Genomic DNA, 14,468 nt, shown 5'->3' on the forward strand with positions numbered 1-14,468 from the left:
GCCCAGATGACCGGCTCGGCGCTGCTGGCAAAGGCCACGCGGCGGCTGGCCGAGGCGGGTATCCCCGATCCCGGCCGCGACGCGCGGCGCCTGCTGGCGCACGTGCTCAAGGTGCCGCCGGGGCGGCTGACGCTGTTCCTGCCGGATCCGGTGGAAAGCGAGCACGCGCTGCTCTTCAACGCGGTTATCGCGAGCCGCGCCGCGCATGTTCCGGTCTCGCATATCACAGGGCGGCGCCAGTTCTATGGCCGCGAGTTCCTCGTCACCCCCGAGGTGCTCGACCCGCGCCCCGAGACCGAGATCCTGATCGAGGCGGCGCTGGCCGGGCCGTTTTCCCGCGTGCTCGATCTCGGCACCGGCTCTGGCTGCATCCTGCTGACCCTGCTCTGCGAGCGCGAGGGGGCCACCGGCATCGGCACCGATCTGTCGGAAGAGGCGCTCGAGGTGGCGTTCTGGAACCGCAACGCGCTCAGGCTCGAGGCCCGCGCGGCGCTGGCCCGAGGCAGCTGGTTCGGCGCGCTGGGAGAGGACGACCGCGAGCGCTTTGACCTGATCGTCTCGAACCCGCCCTATATCGCCCTCGACGAGATGGACGACCTGTCCCCCGAGGTGCGCGACCACGAGCCGCGCATGGCGCTCACCGACGAGGGCGACGGCCTGACCGCCTATCGCATGATTGCCGCCGGTGCGCCCTCGCACCTGCTCCCGGGCGGGCGGCTTATGGTCGAGATCGGCCCCAGCCAGGGCGCCGCCGTGGCGGATCTGTTCCGCTCCGCGGGGCTTCAAGAGGTGGCGGTGATCATCGATCTCGACGGGCGCGACCGGGTCGTGGTCGGGCGAATCGCCGCGGTCTGAGCCGCGGATCGTCGCAACTTTCAGCGGTTTTCTCTGCTGTTTCGACATTTTCCCTTGTTTCCGCGGCCCCGACATGGTTAGCAGGAGGGGTTCGGTGCGGTGGATGCCTTCGGCGGTCCCGCCCGACTTCAACCCAACATTGATGTGACCCCGCACACGATGGCGCCAGAGGCGCCGCAGGGTCACAGGGACAGTCAGACACAAGGCTGATAGCAGAACAGATGCGATCCTCGAAATCCCGTTCGCGGTCGAAGAACAACCGCAACCGCAACTCGCTGGGCAACGTCGTCAACCGTGTGTTCGACAGCAATGGCCCCGAGGGCAAGGTGCGCGGCACGCCGCAGCAGATCATCGACAAGTACAACCAGCTGGCCCGTGATGCGGCGCTTGGCAATGACCGGGTGGCTGCGGAAAACTTCCAGCAACACGCCGAGCATTACCTGCGCATGCTCTCCGAAGCGCAGCGCGAGGTCGACGCCAAGCGCGAGCAGCAGGAGCGCGAGAACCGCGAGCGTCAGGCGCAGCGCGACAAGGAGCGTGCTGAGCGCGACGCGCAGAAGAGCGCCGAGCGCGAAGATCGCGACAGCAACCAGGGCCAGCCCGACGGTGGCAATGGCAATGGTAATGGCAATGGCGAGCAACCGCAGCCGGCGCCGCGGGCAGAGCAGCGGTCCGAGCCGAAGCCTGCCGCTCAGGACGACGTCATCGACACGAGCGAGGGCACTGAGTCAGGCCTGGTCGAGACCCCCGAGAACCGCTCGGCCCCGTCGCCTGCGCCGACCGAGGACAAGCCCAAGCGCACCCGTCGCAGCCCGCGCAAGAAGGCAGAGCCCTCTGCCGAGGGCGAGCCGGCCGAGGCCAGCGAAAAGCCCGCGAAGAAGACCAGTCGCAGCCGCAAGCCGGCCAGCAGCGACGAGGCACCGACGCCCGACGCCGCCGAGTAAGGCACGCCACCTTCGAGACAAAAAAGACGCCATCTCCAGCCGCGGAGATGGCGTCTTTTCTTTTCTGGTGCGTGACGCGGCTCGCGGGTGTCAGGCCAGCGCCCGGGCCAGGGCGCAGAACTGCTCGAGCGAGACCTGCTCGGCGCGCTCGGTGGGGGCGATGCCCGCAGCCTCGAGCCGGTCTTCGATATCCGGCGCCAGCCCCTTCAGCGCGGCGCGCAGCATCTTGCGGCGCTGGTTGAAGGCCGCGGCCACCACGCGCTCGAGCACGGCGCGCTCTGCCGGAAAACGCGGCTCGGGCAGGGCGCGCAGATGCACCACCGCCGAGGAGACCTTGGGGGGCGGGGTGAAGGCGCCGGGCGGCAGGCTGAGCACGATGCGCGCCTCGGTGCGCCACTGTGCCAGTACCGCCAGCCGGCCATAGGCCTTGGATCCCGGCTGCGCCACGATGCGCTCGGCCACCTCGCGCTGGAACATCAGCGTCAGGGTCTGCCAGAATGGCGGCCAGTCCTCCGGGGTCAGCCAGCGCACCAGAAGCTCGGTACCGACATTGTAGGGCAGGTTGGCGCAGATCGCGATCGGCGGCGTCAGATGCGCCAGAGGGTCGATCTGCAGCGCATCGCCCGAGATCACCTCGAGCCGGTCAGGATAGGCCCCGGCGATCTCTGCCAGCGCCGGGAGGCAGCGGGTGTCCTTCTCGATCGCCAGCACCTTGCGCGCGCCCTCGGCCAGCAGCCCGCGGGTCAGCCCGCCCGGGCCCGGCCCGATCTCGAGCACGTCCATGCCCGACAGGTCGCCCGCCTGCCGCGCGATCTTGGCGGTGAGGTTCAGGTCGAGCAGGAAGTTCTGCCCAAGCGATTTTTTCGCCGACAGATCATGCGAGGCGATCACCTCGCGCAGCGGTGGAAGCCCGTCGATGGCGCTCATGTCTTCTCTGGTTCCAAAATACCTCGGGGGAGTCCGCCCCCGGCGGACGGGGGCAGCGCCCCCGCAACGACCGCCCCGCTCACGCGGCGCCCTCCAGCTCTCCCCCGGCCATCCGCCACGCCATGCGCAGCGCCTCGATGGTCGAGGTCGGGTTGGCCACGCCCTGTCCTGCGATGCCGAAGGCGGTGCCGTGATCGGGCGAGGTGCGGATGAAGGGCAGGCCGAGCGTGACGTTGACCCCACGGTCGAAGGCCAGCGTCTTGATCGGGATCAGCGCCTGGTCGTGATACATCGCCACCGCCGCGTCATAGCCTGCCCGCGCCTCGGCATGGAACATGGTGTCGCCGGGCAGCGGGCCGATCAGATCCATGCCCTCGGTGCGCAGTTTCTCGAGCACCGGCGAGATCAGCTCGATCTCCTCGCGGCCCATGCGCCCGCCTTCGCCTGCATGCGGGTTGAGGCCGGCCACGGCGATGCGCGGCGCGCTGATGCCGAAGCGCTCGATCAGCGCCGCATGGGTGATGCGCAGGCGTTTCTCGAGCAGCGCGGGGGTGAGCGCCGAGGGCACCTCGGAGACCGGGATGTGGATCGTGGCCGGCACCACCCGCAGCTCGTCCGAGGCCAGCATCATCACCACCTCGTCGACCCCGCCGAGGGCGGCGAGATACTCGGTATGGCCGGGATAGGCGAAGCCCGCGCCCTCGGCCAGCGCCTGCTTGGAGATCGGCAGGGTGCAGAGTGCCGAGCACGCTCCCTCCTGCACCAGCCCGACACCGCGGGCAATCGAGGCGATGACCCCTGCGGCCTGGGTCGGCTGCGGCGTGCCCGGCACGCGCGGGCCGGGGATGTCGAGCGCCAGAACCGGCAGGCCGTCCTTGGCGGCCTGCGCCGCCTCCTCGGCGCGCTCCACCACGATGTGGGGAACGGTGCCGGGCAGATGCTCCGGTGCGCCGAGATAGACGAAGGGCAGCGCCGCGCCGAGCGCCTTCCAAGCGGCTTCCGCGAGCTCCGGGCCGATGCCCGAGGGCTCCCCGCAGCTCATCGCCACGGGGGCGGGCCGAGGGCTCATTGCTCGACGATGCGCGCGTTGGCGCGCAGCTGCGCGAGGTAGCTGTCGGAGACCTCGCTCAGGCGGCGGTTGCGCAGGCCGATCTCGACCTGGCTGCGATCGGCATCCTCGGCCACCGCGGCGGTGCGGCCGCAGAGCATCAGGAACACCAGCGTCTGGCCATCGGCGCGCGTCAGCGCGGTCGACACCTCGCCGGGATCGAGCTTGGAGAGCTCGTAGGCGATGTCGGTCGGGATCTCGGTGGGCGGCAGGGCGCCACGGTCGAGCACCTCCTCGGGCTGGCCCTTGGCGACGGCATAGAGATCGTCGCAGCGGTCAATCCGTTCGGCCAGCACCCGCGCCTGGGCAAGGGTCTCGGGCGACCGGCCGCCGGCCATGTAGTAGGCGGCGTAATCGATGGCTGCGTAGTCCGGGCGGGTATAGCCGGTCTCTTCGATGTCGCGCAGCTGGAACAGCGCCACCGCGCCCTGGATCGGCAGCGGGTCGGTGACCTCGCCCGGCGCCAGCCCAAGCACGAGCGAGCGGATCTGCGGCGGCAGTTCGGTGAGATCGCGCCACGGCAAACGGCCGCCATTGTCGCGCGTCGCTGTGGCGGAATACTGCCGTGCCTGTGCAGAGAAATCCGCGGTCGAAGTCATCTGCGAAATGCGCTCGGCACGGGCCTGCACGGACTCGGCGTTCTGGGCATTGATCGGCATGATGATCTCGGAGAGCAGGACCCGCACGTCGGAGCTTCCGCCGCCGCTGGCCAGCGCCCGGTCGACCTCTTCGGGGGTGACCTGGGTGCGCGAGGCGAACTGCGCCCGCACCAGATCGCGCCAGGCGGTGCCGGCGCGGACGAAATCGCGGAATGTCTCTTCGTCGACGCCGCCCTGGTTGAGCACGGCGACGAATTGCTCGCGACTTAGGTCTGCGCGGCCGGCGAACTCGTCCATGCCGTCGAGGATGTCCTGTTCGGAGGGCTCGATGCCGGCCGCGCGCGCCGCCTTGAGCCGCAGCCGGTCGTCGATCAGCTGCTCGCGCGACAGCTCGTTGACGTTGCCCGGGGCGTTCAGCAGGGTCATCATGCGGCGCCGCTGCTCGATCTCGTAGCCGGTGATCACCATCTCGTCGACGGTGATGGCGGGGGCGAAGAGGTTCTGCGCCGGTGCCGTGCCCGGCGTCACGGTCAGCGCCAGCCCGGCCGTCAGGGTGAGGGCGCGAAGAAGGCGGGCAGGGGTCATTTGCATGTGCGTCGATACTCCTTGTCGCTTGCGGCGGTGCCGAAGCCTGTCAGGGCGACCGTGAGGTCGAACTCCGTGGACGGTTCGAGGTTGGTCGAGGAAGCGAAACGGCGCAAGACCGACGCTTCCACCTGAACGCATTCGTTGCGGTATTGCAGCCCCAGACCGGCGCGGTCAACCCGGCGGTCCGCGAGATCGTAGCGCCACTCTCCCGAGCCGGTCCAGTGGCGGCTGATCCGGTAGCGGCCTTCGAAGCGCCACTCCGCCTGGCTCTCGTCACGGTCCTCGAGCGGGTCGGCAAGGAGCAGAAGGTAGGAAGCGTCAAGCTCGGTGCGGTCGTTGAACCAGCTCGCGCGGGCCTCGCCCTTGTCGAACTCGCCGTTCGAGTCGAGCAGGCCGCGGGCCGAGAGGCTGAGCCCGAGCGGGTTGGCGAACCCCCCCGAGATCAGCCAGTCCGAGGTCTTGCCATCGAGACCGGAAGAGCGGCCGAAATCGTCGTCGACCTGCTCGCGCCAGACCCGTCCGACGGTGACGCCTGCGGTCCAGCCGGTGGGCGCCTGGTGCTGCCAGCGCAGCCCGGCCGCCCCCACGAGACCGCGCTCGTGGCGGTCGCTCGCAGGGAAGCGGCTGAGCGACAGCAGGTTCGCCTCGTCGAACTCGACGCGGGTGCTCTCGTCATTGGGAATGTTGGGTCGGTCGCCGCCGATCCAGCCGACCTGTGCCACCGGCTCGAGCAGCGAACGGCCGCCGAAGGCTTGCCTGTTGACCAGCGGCCAGCGCAGCTCCACCGAGGCACCCGGCGTAAGCTGCGACGCCTCGGCATCGGCGCTGGCATCGTCCCAGACCGCGTAGCGGTCGGCCCAGAGCTGCCCCAGCACGCCAAGCCGGAGGCCGCCCGCCAGCGTCCAGCGCCGCCGCCAGCTGGCCTCGGCGCTGAGACGCGCCATGTCGCGCCCGTCGACCACGCTGTCCTCGTCATCGCTGTCGATGTCGAGATCCGAGCGCCGGTAATGGCCGTGCAGGATCGCCCCGAGCCGGAACTCGCCGCCGATGCGATCGGGGAAGAACCGTCGCTCGTACTCGGTGTTCACCATCACCGAGGGCTGGGTCTCGTCGTCTTCGGCGGCGCGCAGCGTCTCGTAGTAGATCAGATCGGTCGAGAAGAAATCGTCCCGACGGGCGCGGCTGAGGGTGAAGGCGCTGTCGAGGCGCTCGTTGTCGCCGTAGTCGTAGTCGTTGAAATACGAGTCGTCCGAGACGGTCTCGATGTCGAAATCGAAGCGGAACCCGTTGCGCAGCGCGAATTCGCCCGCGGCAAAGAAGTAGCCGCGGGTGTCGCCGGGCAGCAGCGAGTCCTTGGTGATCGCACCGTTGAGCTCGATGTTGCCATAGGTGAAGGCGCGGCGGTAGCGCGCCTCGAGGGTGCGGGTCTCGCTCGACAGGTACGGGGTCAGGGTCAGGTCCTGATGGTCGCCGATCGGGATGAAATAGGGAAGGCGCAGACCGGTGCCCAGCAGCGAGGTGCTGCGAAGCGTCGGGGTCAGGAAGCCGCGGGCGCGCTCGAGGGTGGGATCGGGCAGCCGCAGCTGCGGTACCCACAGGATCGGCACGTCGAGCACCCGCAGTTGGGCGCCCTCGAAGTAGAGCTGGCGCGCGTCCTGGTCGTGGATCACCCGGTCGGCGCGGATCTGCCAGAGCGGCGTCTCGTTGCGGCCGCAGACTTGGCAGGAGGTCACCGCGACGCGGCTGAGCTGGGTGTAGCGCCCGCCGACCCGCTGCGCTTCGACGGCGGCAAGCTGGAGCTGGTCGTCCATCACCATCCGCGCGCCGCTGAGCAGGCCGTTGCGCAGACCCTCCTCCATTTCGGCGGCATCGGCGAGCAGCTGGTTTCCGGCCTCGTCGGTGATGCGGATCGGGCCCTCGATGGTCAGCAGGCCGGCGTCCTGATCGAACAGGATGCGGGTCGCGCTCAGGCGTATGCCGTCATGCAGCGCCTCGACATTGCCGGTGGCGACAAGCCGCGAGCCGTCCTCGACGAACACCTGGTCGGCGACGAGCAGCGCCGGCTCGGAACCTTCGTCGGAGGCATCGGCGGCCACGGTCACGGTCTGCGCCAAGAGCGGCGCAGGGGCGGTCATCGCCAGCAGGGCGGCGAGCCACGCGGCGCGGGCGGTCTTCATCAGCCGTCCTCCATCTGCAGGACAAGCCCCAGCGCGAGCAGCAGCGAGGCAATGGGCGGAATCCACGCGGCGAGGATCGGCGGCAGCTGGCCGTTCTCGCCCATGATCTGCGCGAAGTTCCGCACGTAGTAGAGGCCGAAGCCCAGAAGCACCGCCGCCAGTACATGCAAGCCGGTGCGGCCAAGCCGGGCGGGGCGCATGGTGAAGCCCGCGGCGACCAACACCATCGCCACGAGGAAGACCGGCCGGGCCAGTTCCATCTGCAGCCAGACGACGTGGCGCCGGGCCGAGAAGCCGGCCATCTCGAGCCCTTCGATGAACTCCGGCAGGTCCCAGATCGCTACCGAGGACGGCTTGCCGAAGCGGTCGCGGATACCGTCCTGAGTGAGGTCCGACGGTAGCTCGAGGCGCTCGAACCGCTCCGACATGCCCTCGGGCGAACGCCCGCTCTGCAGCGGCCAGGCCTTGGCGTCGCGCAGCACCCAGGCACCGTCCTGAAGCGCCGCTTCCTCGGCCTCGATGCGGCGCAGCGGGCCGCTCTCGGCCTCGTATTCGACGAAGCTCACCTCGTAGAGCACGGTGGCGTCGGGGTTGGCGCGCGCGGCACGGATCACCGTATCTCCTTCGTCGCCGCCCTGGCGCAGCCACAGCCCCTCGCGCCCGATCGAGATCGTCGAGGCGCCGTTGCTCTTGTAACTCTCGGTGAGATCCGAAGACTGCCGCGAGGTCGCCGCGACGATCGGGTTCAAAATGGCGACCGACACGCCGCTGATCACCAGGGCGACCGCCACAGGACCGGCGAGAGCCGTCAGGCCCGAGCGCCCGGCGGCGCGCACCACCACCAGCTCGGAGCTGCGTGCCATCATCAGGAACAGTGCGGCGGTGGCGAGGATCATCACCAGCGGCAGGATCTCGTAGAGACCGGAGGGCAGGTTCAGAAGCGTCAGGTAGACGACCTGCCCGAAACTCACGTCGCTGCCGAAGCGGCGCAGCTGATCGACCAGATCGAGCAGTGCGAGAAACAGCGCAAAGACTGTCAGGATCGACAGGAACATGGTCAGGAAGCGGCGGGCGAAATACCGGTGCAGGATCATGCGGCCACCTCGGCATCTTGCCCGCGCCGGCGCTCGGGGCGGAACGGCCGCGCCGCGCGCCAGAGCAGCACGGCGGCCAGCGCGAAACCCACGAGGCTGGGGAGGTAGACCAGTGGCCAGAACGCCGGGGTCGAGCGCACGGGTTCGGTGATGGCGCTCTCGACCAGCTTGACCAGAACCAGCAGGAAGATCGCGCCGACAATCTGCTTGGTGACGCCGAAGCGCGAGAACGTGCCGGTCATCAGCGCGGCATAGCCGATCAGCGCGGCGACCACGCAGAGCAGCGGCATCTGGAAGCGGTTGTGCGCCTCTTCGAGCACCTCGCCGATGCTGTCATTGACCTCCTCGGCCACCGCCTCGGTTTGGGTCAGCAGCTCCAGCGTCGGGATCTGCCGCGCCCGGCGCCGCTCGGAGCCGCCTGAGGTGATCAGCCCGCTGATGTCATAGGTCAGATCGGTGAAATTGGTCGTCGAAAGGGTCAGGTCCTTTGTCTGAAGCTCCTGCGCCAACCCGCTGCGCATGGTCAGCTTCGGCCCGCCTTCGTCACGGGTGACATAGGCGGTCTCGGCGGTATAGGTCACGGTCCGCTGGTCGTTGCGGCGGTCGCTGAGATAGACATCGCGCAGCTCGCCATCGTCGGTGATCTCGCGGATGTAGAAGGTCACCCCGCGGGCCGGGTGCAGGAAGGTGCCCTCGTGCAGCAGCCGTGCGGCCACCGACTCGGAGATCTCGCTTTCGCGATCGCGCAGCTGCGCCACCGAGGCGGGCACCAGCGCATGGGTCAGCACCGACATCATCAGAGCGATCAGCAGTCCGAAGACCAGCACCGGGCGGCCCAGCCGCCACGGCGACAGCCCGCCGGCCTGCAGCACCGTCATCTCGGATTCGTTGGACATGCGGTTGGTCACGTAGACCGCCGCGCCGAAGGCTGCCATCGGCAGCACCAGCGCGATGACGCCGGGCAGGCTGAGCAGGCTGAACTCGAGGAAGATGCGGGCCGAGTGGCCATCGGTGATCAGCTCGTCGAACAGGCTGACCGACGCGTTGACCCAATAGACCATGACGAGCACCAGGGCGAAAAACCCAAACACCACCATGAGTTGCGACAGCATGTATCTGTCGAATCTCTGCACGCGTATGTGCCCTCCAGATCCTGTGCTGCGGTCCAAGCTATCGGATTGGTATGTGCTGGAAAAGCTGCCTCTGGTCAATGCCGTCACGCGGCTCTACGACTCTGAGGGAAAGACAACAGGAGAGCATGATGACCGATCTGCGCGAGTTCACCTTTGCCGAAACCGATCTCGACGCCGTGGCGGGCGCGGAAGGCCGCGTCGCCGTCTTCATCGACAGCGCGGGAAAGCTCGGACGCGGCGCGCGGCGGCTGAACCGGCTGACCAAGGGTGCGGTGGCCCGCGCCGTGGCCGATGAGGGGTGGGCGAAAAAGCCTGCCGGCAGCGTGGTGAGCCTCTCCTATCCCTCCGGCATGGAAGCCGAGGCGGTCGATATCGTGAAGCTCGAGCGCCGGCCGGATGTCGCCGATGCGCGCAAGGCGGGCGCCGCCATCGCCAAGGCGGCGGGATCGCGTCCGGTCACGGTGCTGGGCGAGAGCCAGATCGGGCTAGAGCAGGCGTTGCTCGGCCTTGCGCTGCGCGGCTACACCTTCACCGACCACAAGAGCGACAAGGGCACGGCTCTGGCCCCGGCGCATGTGTTCTGCTCGAAGCCGGCCGAGATCGAGGCGGCCGTGGCGCCGATGCTGGCGGTGGCCGGCGGGGTGTTCTTCACCCGCGATCTGGTTAGCGAGCCTGCCAACGTGCTGACCACCACCGAGTTCGCCGCGCGGCTCGAGGGGCTGCGCGAGCTGGGTGTCGAGGTCGAGGTGATCGACGAGGACCGCATGGAAGAGCTTGGCATGGGCGCGCTGCTCTGTGTCGGGCAGGGCTCGGTGTCGCCCTCGAAGCTGGTGATCATGCGCTGGAAGGGCGGCGAGGGCGCGCCGCTGGCGCTGGTCGGCAAGGGCGTGGTCTTCGACACCGGCGGCATCTCTCTGAAGCCTGCCGGCGGCATGGAAGACATGACGATGGACATGGGCGGCGCGGGCGTGGTCTCGGGCGTTATGAAGGCGCTGGCGCTGCGCAAGGCCAAGGCCAACGTCACCGGGCTCGTCGGGCTGGTCGAGAACATGCCCTCGGGCAATGCCGTGCGCCCGGGCGACGTGGTCACTTCGATGAAGGGCGACACGATCGAGGTCATCAACACCGATGCCGAGGGCCGGCTCGTTCTCAGCGACGTGCTCTGGTACGCGCAGGAATTCGAGACGCCCGCCGCGATGGTCGATCTCGCCACCCTTACGGGCGCCTGCATCGTGGCGCTGGGGCACGAGAACGCCGCGGTCTACTCCAACGACGAGCGCTTCGCCGCGGGCTTCCTCAAGGCCGCCGAGACCGAAGGCGAGGGCGCCTGGCGGATGCCGCTCGGCAAGGCCTATGACGACATGCTGAAATCCCCCATTGCCGACATGAAGAACGTCGGCGGACGCCCCGGCGGCTCGATCACCGCGGCACAGTTTCTCAAGCGTTTCGTCAAGGACGAGATGCCGTGGATCCATCTCGACATCGCCGGGGTCGCCTCGCTCAAGTCCGAGAGCACGCTGGCACCGAAGGGCGCCACCGGCTGGGGCGTCATGGCGCTCGATCGGCTGGTGCGCGAGGGGTTCGAGAGCAAGGAGGGCTGAGCCCATGGCCGCCGCTTTGGCCGGCCGCGCCCTGAGCCTCGCGATCGCGGGAGGCTGAGATGGGGGCGGCCTATTTCTACCACCTGACCCAGCGCCCGCTCGAGGCGACGCTGCCGCTCTTGCTTGAGAAGTCGTTGGCGGCGGGCTGGCGCGTGGCGGTGCGCGGCACCGATCCCGGGCGCATGGACTGGCTCGATCAGAGGCTCTGGATGGGGCCCGAGGACGGCTTCCTGCCGCATGGGCAGGCGGGGGGAAAGCACGATGCATTGCAGCCGGTGCTGCTCACGGTGCAGGAGGCGCTGCCCAACGATCCCGCCTGCCTGATGGCGGTGGACGGCGCGGGCGTGGCGCCCGAGGAGGTCAACCGGCTCGAACGGGTCTGCATCCTCTTCGATGGCCATGACGGCATGGCGCTCGACGCGGCGCGCGGCCAGTGGCGGGCGCTCACGGGCGCCGGGTGCAAGGCGCAATACTGGTCGGAAGAGAGCGGCCGCTGGGAGAAAAAGGCCGAGGCCTGAGCGGCGCCGCCATCGCGGCGCTGCCTGCCCGGTCGTTCCGGATCGCCCGGTTCAGCGCTCGAGGATCAGCTGTCCGTTCGAGATTTCCAGCCGGTCGAAGCGCTGCAGGTAGCTCATGCCCAGAAGCGAGGTCCGCATCTCGCCCTCGTTGACATAGGCGCGGACGTTGCGGTCGGTGAAAGGCCCCAGACCCACGCTCTCGAGCCGCACCGGCGCGGTGCGCACCATGCCGTTGGCGGTGTTGGCCTGGCCGCGGAAGATCAGCTGATCCGGCGTCAGCCCGGCGCGCTCGGCATCGTTGCGCGACAGCACCATGCCGGTGGCGCCGGTGTCGACCACGAAGCGCGTGGGCACGCCGTTGAGATCGAGCGAGACGTAATAGTGCCCGTCGGGCGCGCGGGGCAGCGCGACGCGACCGTCCTCGGCGAACACCGCCTGCTGCGGCATGACTGTCTGCCGGATGTCGCCCCAGAGCCCGACCGCCGCAATGGCGCCGAGCAGGATCAGCGCCCAGACGCCCAGATATTGCAGCTTGAGGCCGAGCCGGGTGCGGTCGCGGAAGAAGAACCACAGGACCAGCGCCAGTGCGAGCAGGCCGAGATAGGCCAGACGTCCGTATTCGTGTCCTGTCATGGTCTCATCCGTGGCGGGGCGTTTCCCTCAATGTAGAGGCTCCGGCGCAGGATAACAGGGTTTATCCGACCGCACCGATGTTGCGCAGCCCATCGATGACGAACTGCACCGAGAGCGCTGCGAGCAACATCCCCAGCAGCCGCGTGACCACGACGATGCCGGTATGGCCGAGTAGGCGCTCGATGATGGGGGCCGCGAGAAACATCATCAGCACGATCAGCAGCACCGAGATCATCACGCCGATCACCGCCGCCATCTCGAGCGCCGAGCCGGTCTGACCCACGAGCAGGATCATCGTGGCGATGGCGCCGGGGCCGGCAATCAGCGGGATTGCGATGGGAAAGACCGACGGGTCGGGCAGGGCGTCTTCCTCCCCGGCCTTGTCCTCGCGCCGCTTGGAGCGGCGCTCGAACAGCATGTCGAGCGCGGTCAGGAAGAGCAGGATGCCGCCGGCGATGCGAAATGCGGGCATCGAGATGCCGATGAAGCCCAGTACCTGCTCGCCGAAGAAGGTGAAGAGCATCAGGATCGCGATGGCGATGCCGCAGGAGCGCAGAGCGAGGATGCGACGGTGCCGGCTGTCCGCCCCGGAGGTCAGCGCGATGAAGATCGGGGTGAGCCCGATCGGGTCGATCACCACGAAAAGCGTGGCGAAGGCGGTGATGAGAAAGGCGCTGTCCATGGCTCAGGGGTAGGACGGCGCGCCCGGCCTGTCCAGCGCGGTGTTCACCTGATTGGGTCGCGCGGGCGCGGGAGGAAAGGGGCTGCCCGTCGCCGCCTTCCCGCCGCGCCGGATCGCCCTCCGCGAGCGCGGGCCGTTTGGCCTGCGGCGTGGCGGGATCTCTGCGCGATCAACGCTTTGCTGGTTTCGCTCTCGCAGGGATCGTGCTTTGGATGGGGCATGGACAAGCTCTCGGTCATGAACGCCTTCTGTCGCATTGTCGAACGCGGCAGCTTTGCCCGCGCGGCGGAAGACCTCGGCGTGTCGCCGGCTTTGCTGAGCCGCGAGGTGAAACTGCTCGAGCAAAGCCTTGCCGCCAGCCTCCTGACCCGGTCGACGCGGTCGATGTCGCTGACCGACAACGGACGGCTGTTCTACGAGGAGGCGCAGAGGATTCTCGGGGCGGTCGGGCAGGTCGATGGGCGTTGTTGCAGAACTCATCAGCCTCCGGGATTAACTGCGTGAATCCGGTGGGTTAAGAGCCTGCCATGAGCAAGCTCGAACCTGCCCCCTACCGTACGACCAGCCGGAAATCTTATAACGACGCGCTGAAGCGGCGCGGACCTCTGCTCGTCTGGCTAGACCGGGACATGGACTGGCTTGCGCCGAACGCAGGCAAGCCCGGACGTCCGCCGGTCTTCTCCGACGCCGCCATCCAGTTCTGTCTGATCATCAAGGTGCTCTTCGGCCTGCCGCTTCAGCAAACGACCGGAATGGTTGCCATGGCCTGCTGCCTCTTTCTGTGTCGCAAGCTGGCTCGTCAGAGATCTCAGCGCGTTTGCGCGCGCCATGAGGAAAGCCTCGCGGATCTGGCCGATGTGCTCCAGACCGTAAGGTGCGAAACCGGAAATCGTCCGGAACGTCTCGCACAGCTGTTCGGTCCGTTGCGGGGACAGGATGGCGTCGCGCTCCGTCGCATGCTGGTGAACCACGGCCTCAAGGCAGGCGGGAGACCAATCCGGATTAATTGCGGAGGGAGGAAATGTCTTCTGCAGCCCATCCTCGACGAGGCTTTCGATCGCGACCAGCAGGGCATCGCGCCGCATTCCGTCTTCAGGGCGAACGCGGCCGGACATGCGCGTCATGCGGTGCTGCCTGCGGATCGTCTCCAGCGACTCGGAGAGCGTCGCGTGGATATACGCGTGGACCAGAGTGTCGGGCAGAGGTGGCTGCAGGCAGACAAAGGACTCGAACAACGTGATGAACTCCCGGGAGAGGATTTCTATCGACGTATGCGCGAATTTTTCGTCCCACATCGGCAGGCGAAGCATGATGGGGCGATTTTCTCGGGAGGACCCCGGAATCCGGCGCCGGAAGTAAAGGTCGTCAGCGCGTCGGTGAAGGTATTGGCAGATCGTCATGGTTTGGTACCCGTTCGGGACCCGTGATCGAAAGATCAAGAACACCATGCTGGGCTTGGTAAAATCTCTGGTGTAACCAAACTGCCAAGAGATAGTGCCCCACGGCATGGTGTAGGAGCGTCGACCTTCGGAGAGGTCCGGGCCTGATCAGGATGCCACTGCGGGCAGCCTGACGGTTGGATTGTCGGTGACGCGGGCCAAGGTTTCAA

Annotated in this window: 13 protein-coding genes and 1 pseudogene; 6 read left to right on the plus strand and 8 right to left on the minus strand. The window is 68.1% G+C overall.

Annotated features, from left to right (window positions below; translation table 11 throughout):
• Positions 1-6: 6 nt before the first annotated feature.
• Together prmC and JF542_RS16645 are read left to right on the plus strand one after the other, a co-directional pair.
• Complete coding sequence (gene prmC, locus JF542_RS16640) at positions 7-855, plus strand: peptide chain release factor N(5)-glutamine methyltransferase (RefSeq protein ID WP_207076671.1); 849 nt, start codon at positions 7-9, stop codon at positions 853-855.
• Positions 856-1,076: 221 nt separating this feature from the next.
• The gene (locus JF542_RS16645; protein WP_207076661.1) at positions 1,077-1,799 is read left to right on the plus strand and encodes a DUF4167 domain-containing protein; all 723 of its coding nucleotides are present in this window, start codon (positions 1,077-1,079) and stop codon (positions 1,797-1,799) included.
• 90 nt (positions 1,800-1,889) lie between these two features.
• On the opposite strand, the gene rsmA is transcribed toward JF542_RS16645, so the two are convergent.
• From rsmA to lptF, 6 genes are all read right to left on the minus strand, one after another.
• Positions 1,890-2,726: a 16S rRNA (adenine(1518)-N(6)/adenine(1519)-N(6))-dimethyltransferase RsmA gene (gene rsmA, locus JF542_RS16650; protein ID WP_207076662.1), complete on the minus strand. Its 837-nt coding sequence runs from the start codon at positions 2,724-2,726 to the stop codon at positions 1,890-1,892.
• 79 nt (positions 2,727-2,805) lie between these two features.
• Positions 2,806-3,795 carry a 4-hydroxythreonine-4-phosphate dehydrogenase PdxA gene (gene pdxA / locus JF542_RS16655; protein ID WP_242533799.1) on the minus strand — a complete coding sequence of 330 codons (990 nt, stop codon included), beginning with the start codon at positions 3,793-3,795 and terminating at the stop codon, positions 2,806-2,808.
• The gene (locus JF542_RS16660; protein WP_207076663.1) at positions 3,792-5,024 is read right to left on the minus strand and encodes a peptidylprolyl isomerase; all 1,233 of its coding nucleotides are present in this window, start codon (positions 5,022-5,024) and stop codon (positions 3,792-3,794) included. The genes pdxA and JF542_RS16660 overlap by 4 nt, the downstream gene beginning before the upstream one ends.
• Positions 5,015-7,198, minus strand: a complete 2,184-nt coding sequence (locus tag JF542_RS16665; RefSeq protein WP_007800295.1) for an LPS-assembly protein LptD — start codon at positions 7,196-7,198, stop codon at positions 5,015-5,017. The genes JF542_RS16660 and JF542_RS16665 overlap by 10 nt, the downstream gene beginning before the upstream one ends.
• The gene (lptG, locus tag JF542_RS16670; protein ID WP_007800297.1) at positions 7,198-8,292 is read right to left on the minus strand and encodes an LPS export ABC transporter permease LptG; all 1,095 of its coding nucleotides are present in this window, start codon (positions 8,290-8,292) and stop codon (positions 7,198-7,200) included. Before lptG ends, JF542_RS16665 begins: the two co-directional genes overlap by 1 nt.
• Entirely contained in the window at positions 8,289-9,404 is a 1,116-nt protein-coding gene (lptF, locus tag JF542_RS16675; RefSeq protein ID WP_207076673.1) for an LPS export ABC transporter permease LptF, read from the minus strand. Before lptF ends, lptG begins: the two co-directional genes overlap by 4 nt.
• 149 nt (positions 9,405-9,553) lie before the next feature.
• On the opposite strand from lptF, the gene JF542_RS16680 reads away from it, so the two are divergent.
• Positions 9,554-11,026 carry a leucyl aminopeptidase gene (locus JF542_RS16680; protein WP_207076664.1) on the plus strand — a complete coding sequence of 491 codons (1,473 nt, stop codon included), beginning with the start codon at positions 9,554-9,556 and terminating at the stop codon, positions 11,024-11,026.
• A gap of 59 nt (positions 11,027-11,085) precedes the next feature.
• Positions 11,086-11,544, plus strand: a complete 459-nt coding sequence (locus JF542_RS16685) for a DNA polymerase III subunit chi (RefSeq protein ID WP_207076665.1) — start codon at positions 11,086-11,088, stop codon at positions 11,542-11,544.
• A gap of 51 nt (positions 11,545-11,595) precedes the next feature.
• Here JF542_RS16685 and JF542_RS16690 read toward each other — a convergent pair whose 3' ends face one another.
• Both JF542_RS16690 and JF542_RS16695 read right to left on the minus strand, forming a co-directional pair.
• Positions 11,596-12,177: a retropepsin-like aspartic protease family protein gene (locus JF542_RS16690; RefSeq protein WP_007800304.1), complete on the minus strand. Its 582-nt coding sequence runs from the start codon at positions 12,175-12,177 to the stop codon at positions 11,596-11,598.
• Between the two features lie 61 nt (positions 12,178-12,238).
• Positions 12,239-12,859 carry a MarC family protein gene (locus tag JF542_RS16695; RefSeq protein WP_007800306.1) on the minus strand — a complete coding sequence of 207 codons (621 nt, stop codon included), beginning with the start codon at positions 12,857-12,859 and terminating at the stop codon, positions 12,239-12,241.
• A gap of 219 nt (positions 12,860-13,078) precedes the next feature.
• Between JF542_RS16695 and JF542_RS16700 the strand changes: the two genes are divergently transcribed.
• Positions 13,079-13,363 (plus strand): LysR family transcriptional regulator, encoded by a 285-nt coding sequence (locus JF542_RS16700; protein ID WP_007800308.1) that lies wholly within the window; start codon positions 13,079-13,081, stop codon positions 13,361-13,363.
• A gap of 23 nt (positions 13,364-13,386) precedes the next feature.
• A pseudogene (locus tag JF542_RS16705) lies at positions 13,387-13,620 on the plus strand (transposase); the annotation flags it as partial.
• Positions 13,621-14,468: the final 848 nt, after the last annotated feature.

This window comes from Salipiger bermudensis, from assembly GCF_017309175.1.
Classification (GTDB): Bacteria; Pseudomonadota; Alphaproteobacteria; order Rhodobacterales; family Rhodobacteraceae; genus Salipiger; species Salipiger bermudensis.

Excerpts from the sequence above, each read along its gene's own strand:
- prmC (WP_207076671.1), top strand. The coding sequence starts at position 7 with ATGACCGGCTCGGCGCTGCTGGCAAAGGCCACGCGGCGGCTGGCCGAG.
- JF542_RS16645 (WP_207076661.1), top strand. The coding sequence starts at position 1,077 with ATGCGATCCTCGAAATCCCGTTCGCGGTCGAAGAACAACCGCAACCGC.
- rsmA (WP_207076662.1), bottom strand. The coding sequence starts at position 2,726 with ATGAGCGCCATCGACGGGCTTCCACCGCTGCGCGAGGTGATCGCCTCG.
- pdxA (WP_242533799.1), bottom strand. The coding sequence starts at position 3,795 with ATGAGCCCTCGGCCCGCCCCCGTGGCGATGAGCTGCGGGGAGCCCTCG.
- JF542_RS16660 (WP_207076663.1), bottom strand. The coding sequence starts at position 5,024 with ATGCAAATGACCCCTGCCCGCCTTCTTCGCGCCCTCACCCTGACGGCC.
- JF542_RS16665 (WP_007800295.1), bottom strand. The coding sequence starts at position 7,198 with ATGAAGACCGCCCGCGCCGCGTGGCTCGCCGCCCTGCTGGCGATGACC.
- lptG (WP_007800297.1), bottom strand. The coding sequence starts at position 8,292 with ATGATCCTGCACCGGTATTTCGCCCGCCGCTTCCTGACCATGTTCCTG.
- lptF (WP_207076673.1), bottom strand. The coding sequence starts at position 9,404 with ATGCTGTCGCAACTCATGGTGGTGTTTGGGTTTTTCGCCCTGGTGCTC.
- JF542_RS16680 (WP_207076664.1), top strand. The coding sequence starts at position 9,554 with ATGACCGATCTGCGCGAGTTCACCTTTGCCGAAACCGATCTCGACGCC.
- JF542_RS16685 (WP_207076665.1), top strand. The coding sequence starts at position 11,086 with ATGGGGGCGGCCTATTTCTACCACCTGACCCAGCGCCCGCTCGAGGCG.
- JF542_RS16690 (WP_007800304.1), bottom strand. The coding sequence starts at position 12,177 with ATGACAGGACACGAATACGGACGTCTGGCCTATCTCGGCCTGCTCGCA.
- JF542_RS16695 (WP_007800306.1), bottom strand. The coding sequence starts at position 12,859 with ATGGACAGCGCCTTTCTCATCACCGCCTTCGCCACGCTTTTCGTGGTG.
- JF542_RS16700 (WP_007800308.1), top strand. The coding sequence starts at position 13,079 with ATGGACAAGCTCTCGGTCATGAACGCCTTCTGTCGCATTGTCGAACGC.